Raw genomic sequence first — 18,420 nt, forward strand, 5'->3', positions numbered from 1 at the left:
AAAAATATATAACACATTATTTTGTCCACAATGATTGATTTTATAAAAAAAAATATATTTATCATTGTGATATTTTTAATCACTTTATTTGTAGGTTTTGTAACCTTTTTAACGTTTATTGATAAAAGTTTTTTAAAATTATCTGATGATAATCTCCAGCTATTATTAATTGGAAATATTGCATTATTAATACTTCTGTTCTTTATGATATTTTCAGAAGTAAGAAATTCTTTAAAGATAGATGTTGATGTAAGTGGTTCTAAAGCCAATAGAAAATATATAACATTTTTTGCATTATTTACTTTAATTCCTTCAATTTTAATTTCTTTATTTTCATTATTTCTACTTTCTTTTGCTCTTGATAAATATTTGGATAAAAAAATTACAACAGCAGTTAATAACTCTTATGAAATCGCAAAAAGTTATACTGAAGAAGTTAGAACTAAAACTCAATCAGAGATAATTTTAATTGCATTTGATTTAAACAAAAGTATTAATTTTTTAAACACAAACATTAATCAATTTAAAAGTTTTCTAAATACTCAAAAATTAATTAGAGGTATGGATGAGGTTCATATCATTGATGGTAATGGAAACTTATATCTATCAACTTTAGAAGATATGACTTTGTATACACCACCTTTAAGTGATGCATTAGATATGGTTCGAAATGATAAAAGACCACTTAAGATTATTAATGCTTTTAAAAATCAAACAGCATCAATCATAAAACTTGAAAATTTTGACGGAAAGTATTTGTATATAATTAAATATTTAGATAAAAAAATTTCACAATATTTACTTGAGTCGCAAGAAGCACTTAATTTTTACTACACAGTTTTAAACAAACAAACTGGAATTAAGGTATCATTTGTATTTATTTATCTTGTTATAGTCTCATTATTATTATTCTTATCAATATCAATTGCTATAAGATTTTCATCAAGATTCTTTAGATCTATTAATAATTTGATTATAGCATCTTCTAATATCGGAGAAGGCAATCTTGATATTAAAGTACCAGAAATTAAAACTGATAAAGATATGGAATTATTAAATCAAAATTTTAATTTAATGATAGATCAACTAAAATCACAACAAGAAAAACTTATAATTAAAGAAAGACATGAAGCTTGGGAAAACTTAGCTAGAAAATTGGCTCATGAAATTAAAAACCCTCTTACACCTATTCAATTAACGATTGATAGATTAAAAAGTAAATATTCAGAAAAAGTAGCTGATCATGAAAAAGAAGACTTTTCTAAAAGTTTATTGATTATTGGAAAACAAATTAATCAAATAGAAAATTTAGTTAATGAATTTTCAGATTTTGCAAGAATGCCAAAACCAATTCTTAAAGATAACAACCTAGTTTCTTTAATAAAAGATAATATTAAATTAATAAATGAATTGGATGACAAAATTATTATAGATTTTAAGGCAAGCAAAGCTGACATATTGTTAAATTCTGATAATGAACAACTAAGTAGAGTATTCTTCAATTTGATTAAAAATTCCATAGAAAGCATACAGGAAAAAAAGATTAATAATATTGATTTGATTGGAAAAATTGACATTTATTTAAATGATAATGAAGAAAAAATTAATTTTAGTATTATTGATAATGGATTAGGGTTTGGAATATTTGCTGACAATTTAAATGATATTTTAAATCCTTACTTTACAACGAAAAAAAAAGGTACTGGCTTAGGTTTGTCTATTGTTAATAAAATAATAAATGATCATAATGGTAAAATAAATTTTATATCACTTGAAAATGGTGCCAAAATTGAAATTATATTTAAAAAATAATGAGTACTGAAATATTAATTATTGATGATAATGCGGATATTAGAAACATTATTAACGATCTAATTCTAGAAGCTGGTTATAAAACTAGATTGGCTGCAAACTATAATCAAGCATTAAATGAGATTGATAAAAAACTCCCAGATGTTGCAATTATAGATGTTAAGTTAGACAAGGGTGACAATGATGGTTTAGAACTTTTATCACATATTAAAACTAAAGATAAAAATATTCCAGTTATAATAATTACAGGGCATGCAAATGTTGAAATGGCGATCAAAGCTTTAAAAGCTGGTGCTTTCGAATTTATTGAAAAACCTTTTAATCAAGAGAGATTATTAAATTTTATTAATAGGGCTGTTGAAAACTTAAATCTTAGAAATAAAAATAAAGAATTTGAAAGTAAACTTTTTTATTCCTATGAATTAATTGGTGTTAGTGACAATATTAAAAAAATTAAAGATCAAATAAATAAAATATCAGTTTCTGAAAGTAGAATTTTCATTAATGGACCTACAGGCTCTGGTAAAGAATTGATTGCGAGAAAAATACATAAAGAGTCCAAAAGACAGAAGGGTCCTTTTGTTATTCTGAATGGAGCATTACTTGATATTAAAAAATATGAATTAGAATTATTTGGTGAAGAAAAAGATAATGGCTCTATAACTTATGGTGCTTTAGAGAAATCATCAAAGGGTATACTTTTAATAGATGAAATTTCTGAAATCCCACTTGATACTCAATCTAAAATTTTAAGAGTTTTAATAGATCAAAAATTTAAGAGAATTAATGGCAATCATGATATTAATGTTGATGTGAGAATTATATGTTCATCTAGCAAAGATATAAAACAAGAAATACAAAACGGTAATTTTAGAGAAGATTTATATCATCGTCTAAATGTATTTGAAATTAATATTGATTCTTTAAAAGATAGAGTTTCCGACATACCTTTGTTGGTTGAATATTTTTCTGAAAAAATCTCAACAAATTATAATTTAAAAAAACTAAGTATTGATACGGATAATAATTATTTACTTAATTATGATTGGCCAGGGAATGTTAGAGAATTAAGAAATTTAATAGAGAGAATAGCAATACTTTCACCAGATAGTACTGAAAAAATTTCAAATATCATAAAAGAATCCTTAAAAACGCCTGATATTAAGAATGTACCATCAGAAAACTCTTTATCTATACCATTAAAAGAAGCTAGAGAAAATTTTGAAAAAGAGTATTTAACTACACAATTAAAAAAATTTAATGGCAATATATCAAAAACTGCTGATTTTATTGGAATGGAAAGATCTGCTCTGCATAGAAAACTTAAAGGCTTGGGGATCAAGGAATTAAACTAAATGAATATTATAATTTGTGGAGCTGGTAGAGTAGGCTTTACCATAGCAAAAATTTTAAGTGAGCAAGGTCACTCAATAACGATCATAGATCAGTCTAGTGAAGATATCCAAAAAATTGATGATTTGTTAGATGTAAAATCTATAGTTGGAAAAGGAACATACCCATTGATTTTAGAAAAAGCGAATGCATCAGAAGCTGACATGATCATAGCTGTAACGCGTAATGATGAAATAAACATGTTGATATGTCAGATTGCTTTTTCTATTTTTAATGTACAAAAAAAAATTGCAAGAATTAGATCTCAAGATTACTTAAATCCAAAATTTACCAGAGTTTATAATAAAGAAAATTTACCAATCGATGTTATCATTTCACCAGAAATTGAAATTGCAAAATCTATACAAAGAAAACTTGAGGCTCCGGGAGCATTGGACAATGTGCCTTTTGCAGATAATAAAATTAGGTTACTAGAAATTTTGATTAACGATAAATGCCCAATTATTAATATCAAACTTAACGATCTTACAAAAAAATTTCCAAAACTAGATGCTAATATTATGGGGGTTGTTAGAGATGATAAATTTATTATTCTTAAGAAAACAGATAAAATAATCAAAGGTGATAAAGCTTACGTGGTAATAAACGCATCTCAAATGAAAGAAACACTTATAGCGTTTGGTCATAATGAAAAAATATCAAATAAAATATTAATCATTGGAGGTGGAAATATTGGATTTAATCTTGCCAAAAACCTTGAGGAAAGCTTTGATTCAGCAAGAGTAAAAATTATTGAGAAAAATAAAGAAAGAGCAGAATTTATTGCAAGTGAACTCAATAATACAATTGTCATAAATGGTGATGCTTTAGATGAAGAAGTTCTAATGGAGGCTAATTTAGAAGAGGTGCAGACCGTTTTGGCTCTTACAAATGATGATGAAGATAATTTAATGGTTAGTGTATTAGTTGAAAAATTTACTAATGATAAAAGTGATATTAATGAAAAAAGAACAATGGCATTAATTAACAAACCTAATTATGCTTTATTACAATCTTCTTTAAAAATAGATGATTTTATAGATCCACGAATGAATACAGTTTCAAGCATATTAAAACATGTTCATAAAGGAACGGTTGAAAATGCCTACAGTATCTTAAATGGTGAATATGAAGTTATAGAGGCTGAAATTATTGAAAGCTCAGAGTTAGTTAATAAAGAATTAAAAAACGCTAATTTGCCTGATGAAATAAGAATTGGAGCAGTCTTAAGAGAAAAAGAAGTAATTATTCCAAGATCTAATTTTATTTTCAAAAAAGAAGATATAATTGTATTACTAGCAAAAAAAGATTTTTTACATGTTGTTGAAAACATGTTTCGTATAAGCTCTATTTAACCAAATGAATTATATTAAACTCATTTATTTGAGTGTCTTTTGTGGACTAATAGCATTCCTTTCTTTTTTTAATATAATTTATTCTTATTATTTGAATCTTTATCTTAATTTAAACACCTATGTTTATACTTTTATAATATCAGGTTTCTTGACAATAATTTTTTCTTTAATTGATAAAAATAATGAAAATAAAATAACAATTTACTCTAAAATAATAACAATAATCTTTGGATATTTTTTATTACCATTAATTATTTCTATTCCATTTTATTTTAGCAATTATAACTTAACATTCATTGATTCTTATTTTGAGTCAATTTCTGGTTTTACTTCTACTGGTTTTACAATTTTTGATAATATTAAACATATTGACCAAGGGCTAATTTTATGGCGATCTTCTTCACAATGGGTAGGAGGTTTGTACTTCTTATTTTCTATTATACTTTTAATAGATATTTTTGATCATAGTTTTAAAAAGACATTAACTAATTTTCTATCATTTAATAAAGCAGAAATATTAAAACAATCTTTAAAAATTTTTCTATTATATTCACTAATCACTTTGATGATTTTTGTTATTCTTAATTTATCTGGAGTCAGATTATTTAATTCATTAAACTTAGCAATGACAATTATTTCATCTGGTGGTTTTCTACCTAACAATTATCTATCAAGTATCTTACTTAATGATTTTCAAATAATTATAACATCAATTTTAATGCTAACATCATTTTTTAGCATCTTTTTAATCTATAATCTAACTTTTACAAAAAATCATAATATGAACTTTTTTAATGAAGATATTCATTTATTTTTTTATTTTGGAATATTAACAACAATATTTTTTGTTTTTTTAAATTTTGAAAATAATTTTATTGAATTATTTCTTTCTTTAACCAGTAGCGTTTCAAATATAGGTCTTTCTTTTGATAATAATTCATCAAACTTATCATTTTTATTTTTAATTTTAGTTATTATTGGGGGTTCTTTTTTTTCAACAAGTTCAGGAATTAGATTTTTGAAAATTTATTCATTATTTAAATATTCTATCAACGAAATTCTTTCCTACAGTAGACCAAAAAATATTTATATAAATAAGCATTTATTTTCTAAAGAGTTTTTTCAACTAGATGAAATTTATAAATACTTTTTGTCAATTATAATCTTTATTTTGTCTTTATTATTTTTGACTTTTTTATTAACTGCAAGCAATATTGAATTTGAAAATTCTTTTAAGTTATCAATATTAACATTAATGAATACTGTTAACTCTTCGATGTATGGTTTAGCTGATTTCAGCTTTTATGATCTTCATTTTTTAACCAAATATTATCTAATATTTTTCATGGTAATTGGTAGATTAGAGTTATTAACTTTATTGATAATTTGTAAAAAATTCCTTTTTAAAAATTAAATTCGTATTATAAGTATGTTTATTAGAGTATTTTTGCGCCCTTAGCTCAGCTGGATAGAGCATCGGTTTTCTAAACCGAGGGTCGCACGTTCGAGTCGTGCAGGGCGCACCATAAGCTACTTTTTTCCACAATTAGTTGAGCATTTATTTTTGATAATACCAGATATAGGGGTTGTTATTTATTGCACCAAATGGTTAATTGCATCAATTCAATTTTATTGAATTATTTGTTAACAAATAAATAAAACAGAGGAATAATAATGTTTAAATATGTAAAACAATTAACTTCTTTGGTTGCCGTATTTGCTGTTCTAGTTGCTTTTTCAACTGAAACAATGGCAGCTAAGAAATCAAAAACTCTTAAAAACACTCAGAAAAAAGGTTTTGTAAGATGTGGTGTATCTCAAGGTCTACCAGGATTTTCAAATGCTGATGCAGCTGGAAATTGGACTGGTGTTGACGTTGATGTATGTAGAGCAGTTGCTGCTGCAGTATTAGGTGATGCGAACAAAGTTAAGTTCACTCCACTAAGTGCTAAAGAAAGATTTACAGCTCTAACTTCTGGTGAGATTGATATCTTATCAAGAAACACAACTTGGACACTTTCTAGAGATGCTGACATTGGTCTAACATTCGTTGGAGTAAACTTCTACGATGGCCAAGGTTTCATGGTAAGAAAAGACTCAGGAATTACTTCTACGAGCCAATTCAAAAATGGAATTTCAGCATGTACTAACATCGGAACTACAACTGAACTTAATATGAGAGACTTCTTTAATTCAAAAGGAATTTCATATGAGCCAGTAGCTTTCGAAAAAGCTGATGAAGTTGTTGCAGCTTATGACTCAGGAAGATGTGATACTTACACAACTGACAAGTCTGGTTTAGCAGCACAAAGAACAAAAATGACTAACCCTGATGATCACATCGTGTTACCAGAGACTATTTCTAAAGAGCCTCTAGGACCTGTTGTACGTCAAGGTGATGCAGTTTGGGAAGACATCGTAAGATGGTCTCTAAACGTAATGATCGAAGCTGAAGAATACGGTATTACATCTTCAAACGCTGACATGATGAAAACTTCTGATAACCCACAAATCAAAAGACTTGTTGGTTCTGAAGGTGAAATGGGTGCAGCATTTGGTTTAGATAACGATTGGAGCTTAAGAATTATCAAACAAGTTGGTAATTACGGTGAAAGCTACAAGAGAAATATCGCTGATACTGGTATTTTACCTGATAGAGGTCCAAACCAATTATGGACTAAAGGTGGAATATTATACGTACCACCAGCAAGATAATTAATATCTAATAAAACACATAAAGGGCTAGATTTATCTAGCCCTTTTTTTATAATACCCTTCAAATGAAATTAAAAAAATTCTTACCTCAACTATTAACGTTATTATTTATAGTTTTAGTATTTGGTTTCTTTACCATGAATGCTCAAGAGAATATGGGCACAAGAGGTATTGAATTTGGTTTTGGTTTTTTAACTCAAGAGGCTTCATTTGATATACAGTTTTCTTTAATTGATTATGACGGATCACACTCTTATGCCAGAGCATATCTTGTTGGTTTGCTTAATACTTTATTAGTTGCCTTTATTGGAATTATTCTTGCGACAATACTAGGTATAATTGTTGGGGTTGCTAGATTGTCACCAAATTATTTGATTAGAAAAACCTCTTCTTTTTACATAGAATTTTTTAGAAATGTTCCATTATTATTACAGATTTTCTTTTGGTATTTTGCCGCTCTGAGAGCACTGCCAATGCCTCAAGATGCAACAATGATATTAGGGTCATCTTTCATGACCATCAAAGGTTTATATACACCAGCACCAATTTGGACAAATTTTGATGTTTTTTTAACAACATTAGTTGTTGCGCTTTTTTTAGTATTCTTTTTTGTAAAATTTGCAAAAAAGAAACAAGAACAAGAAGGTAAGCAGTTACCAGTTTTAATAATTTCATTACTTATTTTTATAGGACTGCCGCTTTTAACATTTTTAGTTGGTGGTGTTGATTTATCTTTCAGCTTTCCAGAGCTAAGAAAAATGTCTCAATCTTCTTACACATTTGATGGGGGTATGGGTATACCACCGGAGCTAATTGCATTAACTTTAGCTTTAACACTCTATACAGCAACATTTATAGCGGAAAATGTTAGAGCAGGTATTCAAGGTATTGGTAAAGGTCAAAAAGAAGCTGCTGCATCAATTGGCTTAACACCAAGTCAAGTTTTGAAATTAGTAATTATGCCTCAAGCATTAAGAATAATTATACCTCCAACTACTAATCAATACTTAAATTTAACTAAAAATTCTTCTTTAGCTGCTGCAATTGCATATCCAGATCTAGTTTTGGTTTTTGCGGGTACTGCGATGATGCAAACAGGAAAAGCAATTGAAATTGTTGGTATTACAATGGCCACATATTTAACTATTAGTATAGCAATTTCATTATTAATGAATTGGTACAACCAAAGAATAGCGATAAAGGAAAAATAATGAATTCAAAAAATTTTGATTTACCAAAATCTAAAATCCAATTAAGTAGAAATACCTCTCTAATTATTGGAGCTTTATTTTTTTTCTTAGGTATTTTTGATTTTTGTTTAAATAATTTTTTAGGTACAAATATTACCTCTTTTTTACCTAGGTTTATTAATTTTTTTACCCCTTTAATCTTTGGGGTCATTGGTCTTCATTTTATTAGAATTGAATTTTCAGGTATTAAAGTTTTAGATAACCTTAATAAGAATATTAACCCAAGTAATTTCAATGCTGCTTTAAGTTTGTGTATTATTTTTCTTATTATATTTTCACTTCCTCCATTATTAAATTGGTTCATTTTTGATGCTAATATTTCTGGTGATACTAAAGAAGCGTGTACCGACGGTGGCGCTTGCTGGGTTTATATTAAAGTTTGGTTTAATAGATTTATGTATGGAATGTATCCTAATGCTGAACAATGGAGAATTAATGTAACATTTGTTGCTGTATTAGCCTTTATGGCAGCTGGATTTTTTGTACCTGCTAAATTTAGAAATTATCTTTCTCTTTATTACACCCTTATATTACCAATTATTTCCTTTATCTTAATCTATTATTTGATTTCAGGAGGTTCTTTTGGACTTGAGTGGGTTGAAACAGGTGCGTGGGGTGGTTTATCTTTAACCTTTATTGTTTCTTTCTTCTCTTTAATTTTTTGCTTCCCAATAGGGATGATGTTGGCTCTAGGTAGGAGATCTGATTTACCCATTGTTAAATATTCATCTCTTTCATTCATTGAATTTTGGAGGGGCGTACCTTTAATAACAGTTTTATTTATGTCAGCAGTAATGTTTCCAATGTTTTTACCTGATGGAACATATGTGGATAAACTTATTAGAGTAGTTGTAGCCATTACTTTATTTGAAGCAGCTTATACAGCTGAAGTTATCAGAGGTGGATTACAGGCCCTTCCAAGAGGCCAGTATGATGCTGCTAAATCACTTGGTATGGGTTATTGGAAACTTCATATCTTTGTTATTCTTCCACAAGCTTTAAAATTAGTAATTCCAGGAATAGCCAATACATTCTTAGCACTTGTAAAAGATACACCACTAATTTTTGTAGTAGGTCTTTTAGAGGTAGTTGGTATGTTGAATTTAGCCAAAACAAATCCAAAATGGCTAGGATTTTCAATGGAAGGATATGTATTTGCTGGAATAATATTCTGGATTATTTGTTATAGTATGAGTAAATATAGTCAAAAATTAGAATTAAAATATAAAACAGATAGATAGAGTATGTCAGATTCAATTATCCAAATTCATAATGTAAATAAATGGTTTGGTGATTTTCAAGTGTTAAAAGATATAAATCTTGAAGTAAAACCAAAACAAAAAATTGTTGTTTGTGGTCCATCTGGCTCTGGAAAATCTACATTAATCAGATGTATTAATAGATTAGAAGAGCATCAAAAAGGATCAATTATAGTAGATGGAACTGAAATTTCTGAAGACACTAAGAATATTGAACAGGTAAGAGCTGAAGTTGGAATGGTATTCCAGCAATTTAATCTTTTTCCTCATTTATCAATTTTAGATAATTGTACACTTGCTCCCATTTGGGTGAAAAAAATGCCCAAAAAAGAAGCAGAGGAGTTGGCATTAAAGCACTTAGAAAGAGTTCAAATTTTAGATCAAGCTCAAAAATTTCCAGGACAACTTTCTGGTGGTCAACAACAAAGAGTAGCAATTGCTAGAGCGCTTTGTATGGAGCCTAAAATTATGCTGTTTGACGAACCAACTTCAGCTTTAGATCCTGAAATGATTAAAGAAGTATTAGATGTAATGGTTAATTTAGCTAAACAAGGTATGACAATGATAGTTGTTACGCATGAAATGGGTTTTGCCAAAGAAGTTGCTGACCAAATGATTTTTATGGATGAGGGAATGATTGTAGAAAAAGCATCCACTAAAGATTTTTTTGCAAATCCAAAAAGCGAACGAACAAAATTATTTTTAAGTCAAATTTTATAGCTCAATTTTTGTCGATTTATCAACAAGAATTTTGATAAATCTATTTTTTATATTCTTGACACTAATTCCATATACTACTTAAATTTATATAAAATAATAAATTTTTTTATTGCGCTATTTAGTAAAAATCTGTTCAATACAAATTTATAAAATAAATTTTTAAGAGGGGTCTTAATGGAAGATAATTTTAACAAACATTTAGGTAATAAACTAAAGCTTAGAAGATTAGCTTTAGGTCTAACTCAAACTAAGGTAGCAAAAGCAATCAATGTTACATTTCAACAAATTCAAAAATATGAAAAAGGAACTAATGGAGTTAGCTCTATAAGGTTACTTCAATTAGCAAATTATCTAAAAGTTCCAGTTAATTATTTTTTTGAAGACTTTTCAGAATATTTGGGCAGTCTTGAAAAGTCTAATGAAAGCCACTTGAAAATAAACTATAATTTTTTAGTTAAGCTTTATTCAGAATTGAATAATGATCAAAAATTGAAGTTTAGTAAAACTTTACAGGCCTCTAGTACAAGTATTTCTAAAGTTGGATAAATAAATAATATAAGACCCCAAAACAGATCAATAAACAAATTTTTTTTGAATTGGCTCCTCGGGCAGGACTCGAACCTGCGACCAATTGATTAACAGTCAACTGCTCTACCAACTGAGCTACCGAGGAATATTAAAAACTCAACTTACTTTTTTTTCAAAGTAAAACAAGATTTTTTTTGGAGGCAACGCCCAGAATCGAACTGGGATACAAGGATTTGCAATCCTCTGCGTAACCATTCCGCCACGTTGCCATCGTATCTATATTTTAAGCAAAACAGATCCTTTTATATATTAAATATATAAAATTAGTCTACCAAATAAGCCTTCAAAAATGATTATTGTTAATTCATATTATTAAATTATAAACTTATAATCATCTATGAGTAACGATAAATACATACATACTGACGTTGAAGACAAAATTTATTCTTATTGGGAAAAAAATAATTTATTTAAACCAGTAAAACATAAAAAACAATTCTCCATTGTTATACCTCCACCCAATGTTACTGGCAGCCTTCACATGGGTCATGCTTTGAATAATTCTATTCAAGATCTTTTAGTTAGATATCACCGTATGAATAACTATGAAACTTTATGGCAGCCAGGAACAGATCATGCTGGTATAGCCACTCAAGCTTTAGTCGAGAGAAAACTAACAGCTGAAAAGATTGATAAAAATGAAATTGGTAGAGAAAAATTTATTGAAAAAGTTTGGGAATGGAAAGAGCAATACGGTGATATTATCATTAATCAATTAAAAAAACTTGGATGTTCTTGTGATTGGTCTCGTAATGCTTTCACAATGGATGAAAATTTATCTAAATCGGTAATCAAGGTTTTTGTGGATCTTTATAATAAAGATTTAATTTATAAAGATAAGAAACTTGTGAACTGGGACACTGTTTTAAAAACAGCAATTTCTGATCTTGAAGTTGATCAAAGAGAGGTAAATTCTAAAATTTATTACATTAGATACCCAATAGACGGAAGTGATGAGTTTATAACAATAGCAACTACTAGACCCGAGACAATGTTGGGAGATACTGCGATTGCTGTAAATCCAAAAGATGAAAGATTTAAAGATTTTATTGGCAAAGTAGTAACGATACCAATTGTTGGCAGAAAGATTAAGATTATAGAAGATGATTATGCGGATCCTGAACAGGGAACAGGAGCATTAAAGATAACTCCAGCACATGATTTTAATGACTATGATGTTGGACAAAGAAATAATCTTAAGATTATTAATATTTTTACAGAAGCTGGTAAAATCAATGAAAATGCTCCTAAAGAATATATTGGATTAGATAGATTTGAGGCAAGAAAGAGAATTTTAAAAGAACTTAAAGAAAAAGAATTTTTTGTAAAAGAAGAAAATATTAAGAATAAAGTTCCATATGGAGATAGATCAAATTCAATAATCGAACCATTTTTAACCGAACAATGGTTTGTAGATGCAGAAAAATTATCTGTTAAAGCTAAAGAAGTTGTTAGCTCAAAAAAGACAAATTTCTTTCCTGAAAATTGGTCAAAGACTTATTTTCAATGGATGAACAATATTGAGCCATGGTGTATCTCAAGACAACTTTGGTGGGGTCACCAAATACCAGCTTGGTACAGTCCAGATAAAAAAATCTTTGTAGCTTACAATGAAGAAGAAGCAAAAAATTTAGCTAAAAAACATTATGGTAAAGATGTTGAGTTAAAAAGAGATGCAGATGTTTTGGATACTTGGTTTTCATCTGGTCTTTGGCCATTTGCAACTTTAGGCTGGCCTGAGGATAAAAATTATGTTGAAAAATTTTACCCAACATCTGTTCTAGTTACAGGTTTTGATATTATCTTTTTTTGGGTTGCAAGAATGATTATGTTTGGCACAGAATTTTTAAATAAAGAACCTTTTAAAGATATTTATGTTCATGCATTAGTAAGAGATGAGAAGGGACAAAAAATGTCAAAATCAAAAGGAAATGTAATTGATCCTTTAGATTTAATTGAAAAATATAGTGCTGATGCATTAAGATTTACTCTACTTTCAATGGCATCTCCAGGCACAGATGTAAAGCTTTCTGAAGATAGGGTTAAAGGATATAGAAATTTCCTTAATAAACTTTGGAATGCTAATAATTTTTTAATAACAAATAAATGTGATTTTACCAATATCGATAAAATTCCAAATTTATCAGTTAATATTAATAAATGGATTTATGCAGAACTACTTGAAGCAAAGTCAAAAATTGAGAAAAATTTAAAAGACTACAGATTTGATGAGGCAGCAAAAAATGTTTATCAATTTGCTTGGCACTCTTATTGTGACTGGTATTTAGAATTATCAAAGACAATACTGTTTTCGAATAATGAAGAGGCAAAATCTGAAGTTAAAAAAGTTTCTAGCTATCTATTCAAGCAAATTTTGATTTTATTACATCCCTTTGTTCCTTTTGTTACTGAAGAAATTTGGCTTAAAAATAAGTTTGATAATTCTAGTAAAAATTTTTTAATGCATGCTAATTGGCCAACTGGAAAGATTAATAAAGACAATAGTACTGAACAAGTTGAGAATATCATAAGCATTATATCTGAAATTAGATCGTTTAAAAATGAGTTAAATTTAAGCCCTGGTTCATTCATAGATATGTCCATAAATAATATTAATGACGCTCAAAAAGATTTTATTAATAATAATGAAATTATCCTTAAAAAATTAGGAAGAATAAATAATATTCTTAGTGATGATTTGGATAAACCAGCAGCAACCATGGTTGTTTCAGGAAATTTATTTAAAATTTATTTTGATAAAGATGTTGATTTAAAACTTATAAAAGAAAATTTAACTAGCAAACAAAATAGAATTCAAGACGAAATGAACAAGATATCTCAAAGATTGGAAAATAAAAGTTTTGTAGATAGAGCGCCAAAAGAGATTGTTGAACAGGAAAAAACTAATTATAATAATTTAAAGAATGATATTGATAAAATATCAGTAACAATTAAGGGTATATAATGGCAAAATTTAACAAAAAAAAACTCCCAAGTAGACATACATCTTTAGGTGCAGATAGAGCTCCTCATAGATCATTTTATTATGCAATGGGTGAAACTGAAAAAGATGTAGCAAAACCATTTGTAGGAGTTGTCTCTACATGGAATGAAGCAGCGCCTTGTAATATTGCTCTAATGAGACAAGCTCAATCTGTTAAAAAAGGTGTTAGAGCTAATGGTGGTACACCTAGAGAATTTTGTACAATTACTGTTACTGATGGAATTGCAATGGGTCATGAAGGAATGAAATCTTCTTTAATTTCAAGAGAGGTAATAGCAGATTCTGCTGAACTTACTGTAAGAGGCCATTGTTATGATGCGTTAGTTGGTATTGCTGGATGTGATAAATCTTTACCAGCATTGATGATGTCAATGGTTAGATTAAATGTACCAAGTGTGTTTATATATGGAGGCTCAATTCTTCCAGGAAGATATAAAGGAAAAGATGTAACAGTTGTTGATGTATTTGAGGCTGTTGGAAAACATTCATCTGGTCAAATGTCATCAGCAGAACTTAGAAAATTAGAATTAGTTGCATGTCCAAGTGCTGGAGCATGTGGAGGGCAATTTACTGCAAATACTATGGCATGTGTATCTGAAGCTATAGGACTTGCTTTACCATATTCTGCAGGAACTCCTGCTCCATACGAGGAAAGAGATAAATATGCAAAAGCTAGTGGTAAAACGGTTATGAGTCTTTTAAAGAAAAAAATTAAACCTAGAGATATTGTAACAAAAAAAGCTTTAGAAAATGCCGCAACCATAGTCGCTGCAACTGGTGGATCTACTAATGCTGCGTTACATTTACCAGCAATTGCTAATGAAGCTGGAATTAAATTTGATTTAATGGATGTTGCTAAAATTTTTAAAAAAACTCCTTACCTTGCTGATTTAAAACCAGGAGGAAAATATGTTGCAAAAGATATGTGGTTAGCAGGTGGTGTCCCTATGTTGTTAAAGACACTGTATGATGGAGGTTTTATTCATGGTGATTGTTTGACGGTTACTGGAAAAACTATGAAGGAAAATTTAAAAAATATTAAATTTAACCCTAAGCAAAAAGTTCTAAGAAAATATGACAATCCATTATCTCCAGATGGTGGTGTAGTTGGTTTAAAAGGAAATTTAGCACCAGATGGTGGTATTGTTAAAATCGCAGGACTTAAAAAATTACAATTTACTGGTAAAGCTAGATGTTTTGATAATGAAGAAGATGCAATGTCAGCTGTTCAAAACAGAAAGTATAAAGAAGGGGATGTTATCATTATTCGTTATGAAGGTCCTGTTGGAGGCCCAGGTATGAGAGAGATGCTATCAACTACTGGTGCAATTTACGGTCAAGGCATGGGTGAGAAAGTTGCCCTTATAACTGACGGAAGGTTCTCAGGAGCTACGAGAGGGTTTTGTGTCGGTCATGTAGGCCCTGAGGCGGCTCTAGGAGGCCCTTTAGCGCTGCTACGTAATGGAGACATAATTGATATTGATGCTAAAAAAGGGTCAATTAATGTCAGACTATCTAAAAAAGAATTAGCTTCAAGAAAAAGAAAATGGAAACCAAGAAAATCAGATTTTGGTTCTGGCACACTGTGGAAATATGCGCAAACAGTAGGACCAGCTTATTTAGGTGCTCCAACTCATCCTGGTAAGAAAAAAGAAGTTAAGGATTATTCAGAAATTTAATGAAAATTCGTCCAGTCATTTTATGTGGTGGTGCTGGAACTCGACTTTGGCCTAATTCAAAAAATCATCAAGCAAAACAATTCATTGATTTTGGTAATTGGACTTTATTAGGCAAAACTTTAGAAAGAACTAAAGCGTCCATTTATGACTCACCAATTATAAGTACTAATAAAAAATATTTAAAACAAGTTAAACAACATCTTAAAAAAAATAAGATTAAGAAATTTAAAATTGTATTAGAACCAGCAAAAAGAAATACAGCTCCAGCTATTTTAAGCACAGCTCTAATTAAAGATATTCCTGATGATCAACCGTTAATGTTTTTTACAGCTGATCATTTGATTGAAAAGATGAGTATTTTTAATAAAGCAATTAACAAAAATAAATCAAATTTAACTGATCAAAATATTTTTATATTTGGAATAAAACCAACATCTCCATCAAGTGAATATGGATATTTTGTAACTAAAAAAATCAAAGGAAATGTTAATAAAGTAATTAAATTTATTGAAAAACCAAAAGAAGCTAAAGCTAGGCAGGTTATAAAACAAAAAGGTTATTGGAATTCAGGAATGTTTTTCCTTAGAAAAGACTCTATAATAAATAACTTTAAAAAACACCAGCCAATTATTTATAAAAATTGTGTTAACTCTATTAAAAAAGCAAAACTTAAAAATAATACTTATTATTTAAATAAAGCGTCATTTATTAAAGCAACTGCTAAATCTTTTGATTATGCAATCTTAGAAAAAACAAAAAAAATTAATGGTATTAAATTAGATATACCTTGGTCTGATCTTGGAAGTTGGAAAGAGATTTTAAAAATGTATGACAAAAACAAAAATAAATATGCTAAGAAAAAAAATATTTATTACCGACCCTGGGGTAGGTATACCAATTTGTTTGAAGGAAAAGAATTCTTAATTAAAGAATTATTCGTTAAACCTAAAGGTATTTTAAGCCTTCAAAAACATCATCATAGAGCCGAACATTGGTTAGTTACACAAGGAAATCCAGAAATAACTTTAAACAAAGATAAGTTTATAAAAAAGCCTAATGAACATGTATTTATTCCATTACAGGCTATTCATAGAATTCAAAACCCTGGAAAGAAACCAGTCAAAATTATAGAAGCCCAAATTGGATCAATTCTTAAAGAAACAGATATAGTTAGATATGAAGATATTTATGGTAGAGTTAATTAGTGTCAATGAAACTGTTTAATAATTTTATAAATTCAATAAATGGATTAAAGGTAGCTTTAAGAGAGCATTCGTTTAAAGCAGAAATCTTATTAGGTATTTTTATAGTTCCCTATGTTTTAATTAAAGAATTAGATCCACTACTAAAAATAATTATTTTATTAACATATTTATTATTGTTAGTAGCAGAAATTGTTAACACAGCTATTGAAATGTTGTGTAATAAAATAACTATCAAAAATGACAAAGACATTAAAAAAATAAAAGATTTAGCTAGTGCATCTGTTTTTCTAATATTATTATCTTTGATTATTGAAGTATTTTATTCCATGTTAACTAAAATATAATTTTATAAATTCCAATTAAGAATAGTGGTATCTGTAAACCAAAGTTTGTTAATATAGCTTTATCTTTTGATAAAAATCCTGCAACAGTCCATCCAACCACACCTAAACCATGAAAGTAAATATTGATAGGATAGATATTTAAATTAGTTAATAATATTCCAGTTAATACTAAAGCAGTACTGATCCATTTAAGGTATTTTTTAATAAACATAACCTCCTTTATATGTATGTTTTATGAGAATCTTATTACAATTATAAAGGAAACAAAAACTTTATTAGCAGTGTATTGACAAAATAAATGTTATGTTATAACATCACATAATGAATAATAATGATATAGTTTTTGATATAATTAAGAAATCAAAGAAGCATTTAACTGCTTATGAAATACTAGATAAATTTCAAAAATTTAAAAAGATACAACCAATGGCTGTTTACAGATCTTTAAAAAAACTAATTGAAGAAGACAAGATACATAAATCCAATCAGAATAAAACCTATGTATTGTGCAGTCATGAGCATGTTAAACATAATCCATCTATAGCTATTTGTAGAGATTGTGGAGACACAGAAGAACTTAAATCAGAATTATTTGAAACAATATTTAAAAAAAACCCAATTAAAAATTATGACTTCAGTAATTTTCAGCTTGAAGTTTCAACAATATGTAGGAGATGTAACTAATGGAACACGCACACGAATTACCAGAATTTCTTCATTTTTTAGAAGAACTTATAGAAGAATACGAAATATTAAGAGGATTTATATTTGGTTTTGTACATACTTTAATTCCATTAATTGGTTTTTATTCAGGTTGGAGTATAAACCGTTTTTTAAAATTAATTTCTAATGGTGCAATTGCTGGAATAATTGGAATTGTTTTAGCTCATATTATAGCAGACTTTATAGCGGCCTTACTTGATCCTGATTTAAAAAGTGCAGCTATTGGTATTGTGCTTGGAGGTTTTTTACCTCTTTTATCCGTACCTTTTTTAGAAAAATATGTAACAAAAAGTCAGTATCACACTGTTGTAGGTGATCATGAAGATCTAAAAAAAGATTTGAAAACCAAGCATAAATAAAATATCTAATAGGGG

16 protein-coding genes and 3 tRNA genes are annotated in these 18,420 nt (G+C 28.4%); 16 read left to right on the forward strand and 3 right to left on the reverse strand.

The features are described from left to right. The first annotated feature begins 30 nt into the window (after window positions 1-30). The 10 genes from AC5SL8_RS02615 to AC5SL8_RS02660 all read left to right on the forward strand — a co-directional run bounded on the left by AC5SL8_RS02615 (window position 31) and on the right by AC5SL8_RS02660 (window position 11,049). Entirely contained in the window at window positions 31-1,812 is a 1,782-nt protein-coding gene (locus tag AC5SL8_RS02615; RefSeq protein WP_494580636.1) for a sensor histidine kinase, read from the forward strand. Further along, window positions 1,812-3,167 (forward strand): sigma-54-dependent transcriptional regulator, encoded by a 1,356-nt coding sequence (locus tag AC5SL8_RS02620; RefSeq protein WP_494580638.1) that lies wholly within the window; start codon window positions 1,812-1,814, stop codon window positions 3,165-3,167. Before AC5SL8_RS02615 ends, AC5SL8_RS02620 begins: the two co-directional genes overlap by 1 nt. Beyond that, window positions 3,168-4,559: a Trk system potassium transporter TrkA gene (gene trkA, locus AC5SL8_RS02625; RefSeq protein WP_494580640.1), complete on the forward strand. Its 1,392-nt coding sequence runs from the start codon at window positions 3,168-3,170 to the stop codon at window positions 4,557-4,559. A gap of 148 nt (window positions 4,560-4,707) precedes the next feature. Then, window positions 4,708-5,973 (forward strand): TrkH family potassium uptake protein, encoded by a 1,266-nt coding sequence (locus tag AC5SL8_RS02630; protein WP_494580642.1) that lies wholly within the window; start codon window positions 4,708-4,710, stop codon window positions 5,971-5,973. A 35-nt stretch (window positions 5,974-6,008) separates the two neighbouring features. Further along, window positions 6,009-6,085: transfer RNA gene (locus tag AC5SL8_RS02635), tRNA-Arg, on the forward strand. A gap of 148 nt (window positions 6,086-6,233) precedes the next feature. Beyond that, the gene (locus tag AC5SL8_RS02640) at window positions 6,234-7,274 is read left to right on the forward strand and encodes an amino acid ABC transporter substrate-binding protein (protein WP_494573745.1); all 1,041 of its coding nucleotides are present in this window, start codon (window positions 6,234-6,236) and stop codon (window positions 7,272-7,274) included. A 65-nt stretch (window positions 7,275-7,339) separates the two neighbouring features. Next, window positions 7,340-8,485: an amino acid ABC transporter permease gene (locus AC5SL8_RS02645; RefSeq protein WP_494580644.1), complete on the forward strand. Its 1,146-nt coding sequence runs from the start codon at window positions 7,340-7,342 to the stop codon at window positions 8,483-8,485. Further along, on the forward strand, window positions 8,485-9,765 hold the full coding sequence (locus AC5SL8_RS02650) for an amino acid ABC transporter permease (protein WP_494580646.1): 1,281 nt from the start codon (window positions 8,485-8,487) through the stop codon (window positions 9,763-9,765). Before AC5SL8_RS02645 ends, AC5SL8_RS02650 begins: the two co-directional genes overlap by 1 nt. Before the next feature lie 3 nt (window positions 9,766-9,768). Beyond that, the gene (locus AC5SL8_RS02655) at window positions 9,769-10,503 is read left to right on the forward strand and encodes an amino acid ABC transporter ATP-binding protein (protein WP_494580648.1); all 735 of its coding nucleotides are present in this window, start codon (window positions 9,769-9,771) and stop codon (window positions 10,501-10,503) included. A 174-nt stretch (window positions 10,504-10,677) separates the two neighbouring features. After that, on the forward strand, window positions 10,678-11,049 hold the full coding sequence (locus tag AC5SL8_RS02660; protein ID WP_494580650.1) for a helix-turn-helix domain-containing protein: 372 nt from the start codon (window positions 10,678-10,680) through the stop codon (window positions 11,047-11,049). A gap of 51 nt (window positions 11,050-11,100) precedes the next feature. Here AC5SL8_RS02660 and AC5SL8_RS02665 read toward each other — a convergent pair. Both AC5SL8_RS02665 and AC5SL8_RS02670 read right to left on the reverse strand, forming a co-directional pair. After that, window positions 11,101-11,176, reverse strand: a tRNA-Asn gene (locus AC5SL8_RS02665). Between the two features lie 50 nt (window positions 11,177-11,226). Further along, window positions 11,227-11,300 (reverse strand) — tRNA-Cys (locus tag AC5SL8_RS02670). 128 nt (window positions 11,301-11,428) lie between these two features. On the opposite strand from AC5SL8_RS02670, the gene AC5SL8_RS02675 reads away from it, so the two are divergent. The 4 genes from AC5SL8_RS02675 to AC5SL8_RS02690 are packed head-to-tail and all read left to right on the forward strand — an operon-like array spanning window position 11,429 to window position 17,323. Continuing rightward, window positions 11,429-14,056, forward strand: coding sequence for a valine--tRNA ligase (locus AC5SL8_RS02675; RefSeq protein ID WP_494580652.1), 2,628 nt, complete (start codon window positions 11,429-11,431; stop codon window positions 14,054-14,056). Further along, window positions 14,056-15,774, forward strand: a complete 1,719-nt coding sequence (gene ilvD, locus AC5SL8_RS02680; RefSeq protein ID WP_494580654.1) for a dihydroxy-acid dehydratase — start codon at window positions 14,056-14,058, stop codon at window positions 15,772-15,774. The genes AC5SL8_RS02675 and ilvD overlap by 1 nt, the downstream gene beginning before the upstream one ends. Next, window positions 15,774-16,979, forward strand: coding sequence for a sugar phosphate nucleotidyltransferase (locus tag AC5SL8_RS02685; RefSeq protein WP_494580656.1), 1,206 nt, complete (start codon window positions 15,774-15,776; stop codon window positions 16,977-16,979). The genes ilvD and AC5SL8_RS02685 overlap by 1 nt, the downstream gene beginning before the upstream one ends. Window positions 16,980-16,984: 5 nt before the next feature. Beyond that, on the forward strand, window positions 16,985-17,323 hold the full coding sequence (locus tag AC5SL8_RS02690) for a diacylglycerol kinase (RefSeq protein WP_494580658.1): 339 nt from the start codon (window positions 16,985-16,987) through the stop codon (window positions 17,321-17,323). Here AC5SL8_RS02690 and AC5SL8_RS02695 read toward each other — a convergent pair. Continuing rightward, entirely contained in the window at window positions 17,313-17,534 is a 222-nt protein-coding gene (locus AC5SL8_RS02695; protein WP_494580660.1) for a DUF6552 family protein, read from the reverse strand. The two genes, AC5SL8_RS02690 and AC5SL8_RS02695, sit on opposite strands and share 11 nt — an antisense overlap. 110 nt (window positions 17,535-17,644) lie before the next feature. Between AC5SL8_RS02695 and AC5SL8_RS02700 the strand changes: the two genes are divergently transcribed. Then, window positions 17,645-18,007: a Fur family transcriptional regulator gene (locus tag AC5SL8_RS02700; protein ID WP_494573736.1), complete on the forward strand. Its 363-nt coding sequence runs from the start codon at window positions 17,645-17,647 to the stop codon at window positions 18,005-18,007. Next, a complete protein-coding gene (locus AC5SL8_RS02705) occupies window positions 18,007-18,405 on the forward strand; it encodes a hypothetical protein (protein WP_494573735.1) in 399 nt (132 codons plus the stop codon). Before AC5SL8_RS02700 ends, AC5SL8_RS02705 begins: the two co-directional genes overlap by 1 nt. Window positions 18,406-18,420 lie beyond the last annotated feature (15 nt).

This window comes from Candidatus Pelagibacter sp. PS_41, assembly GCF_059417725.1.

Coding starts and splice junctions, on each gene's coding strand:
- AC5SL8_RS02615 (WP_494580636.1), top strand. CDS start 31: ATGATTGATTTTATAAAAAAAAATATATTTATCATTGTGATATTTTTA.
- AC5SL8_RS02620 (WP_494580638.1), top strand. CDS start 1,812: ATGAGTACTGAAATATTAATTATTGATGATAATGCGGATATTAGAAAC.
- trkA (WP_494580640.1), top strand. CDS start 3,168: ATGAATATTATAATTTGTGGAGCTGGTAGAGTAGGCTTTACCATAGCA.
- AC5SL8_RS02640 (WP_494573745.1), top strand. CDS start 6,234: ATGTTTAAATATGTAAAACAATTAACTTCTTTGGTTGCCGTATTTGCT.
- AC5SL8_RS02645 (WP_494580644.1), top strand. CDS start 7,340: ATGAAATTAAAAAAATTCTTACCTCAACTATTAACGTTATTATTTATA.
- AC5SL8_RS02650 (WP_494580646.1), top strand. CDS start 8,485: ATGAATTCAAAAAATTTTGATTTACCAAAATCTAAAATCCAATTAAGT.
- AC5SL8_RS02655 (WP_494580648.1), top strand. CDS start 9,769: ATGTCAGATTCAATTATCCAAATTCATAATGTAAATAAATGGTTTGGT.
- AC5SL8_RS02660 (WP_494580650.1), top strand. CDS start 10,678: ATGGAAGATAATTTTAACAAACATTTAGGTAATAAACTAAAGCTTAGA.
- AC5SL8_RS02675 (WP_494580652.1), top strand. CDS start 11,429: ATGAGTAACGATAAATACATACATACTGACGTTGAAGACAAAATTTAT.
- ilvD (WP_494580654.1), top strand. CDS start 14,056: ATGGCAAAATTTAACAAAAAAAAACTCCCAAGTAGACATACATCTTTA.
- AC5SL8_RS02685 (WP_494580656.1), top strand. CDS start 15,774: ATGAAAATTCGTCCAGTCATTTTATGTGGTGGTGCTGGAACTCGACTT.
- AC5SL8_RS02690 (WP_494580658.1), top strand. CDS start 16,985: ATGAAACTGTTTAATAATTTTATAAATTCAATAAATGGATTAAAGGTA.
- AC5SL8_RS02695 (WP_494580660.1), bottom strand. CDS start 17,534: ATGTTTATTAAAAAATACCTTAAATGGATCAGTACTGCTTTAGTATTA.
- AC5SL8_RS02700 (WP_494573736.1), top strand. CDS start 17,645: ATGAATAATAATGATATAGTTTTTGATATAATTAAGAAATCAAAGAAG.
- AC5SL8_RS02705 (WP_494573735.1), top strand. CDS start 18,007: ATGGAACACGCACACGAATTACCAGAATTTCTTCATTTTTTAGAAGAA.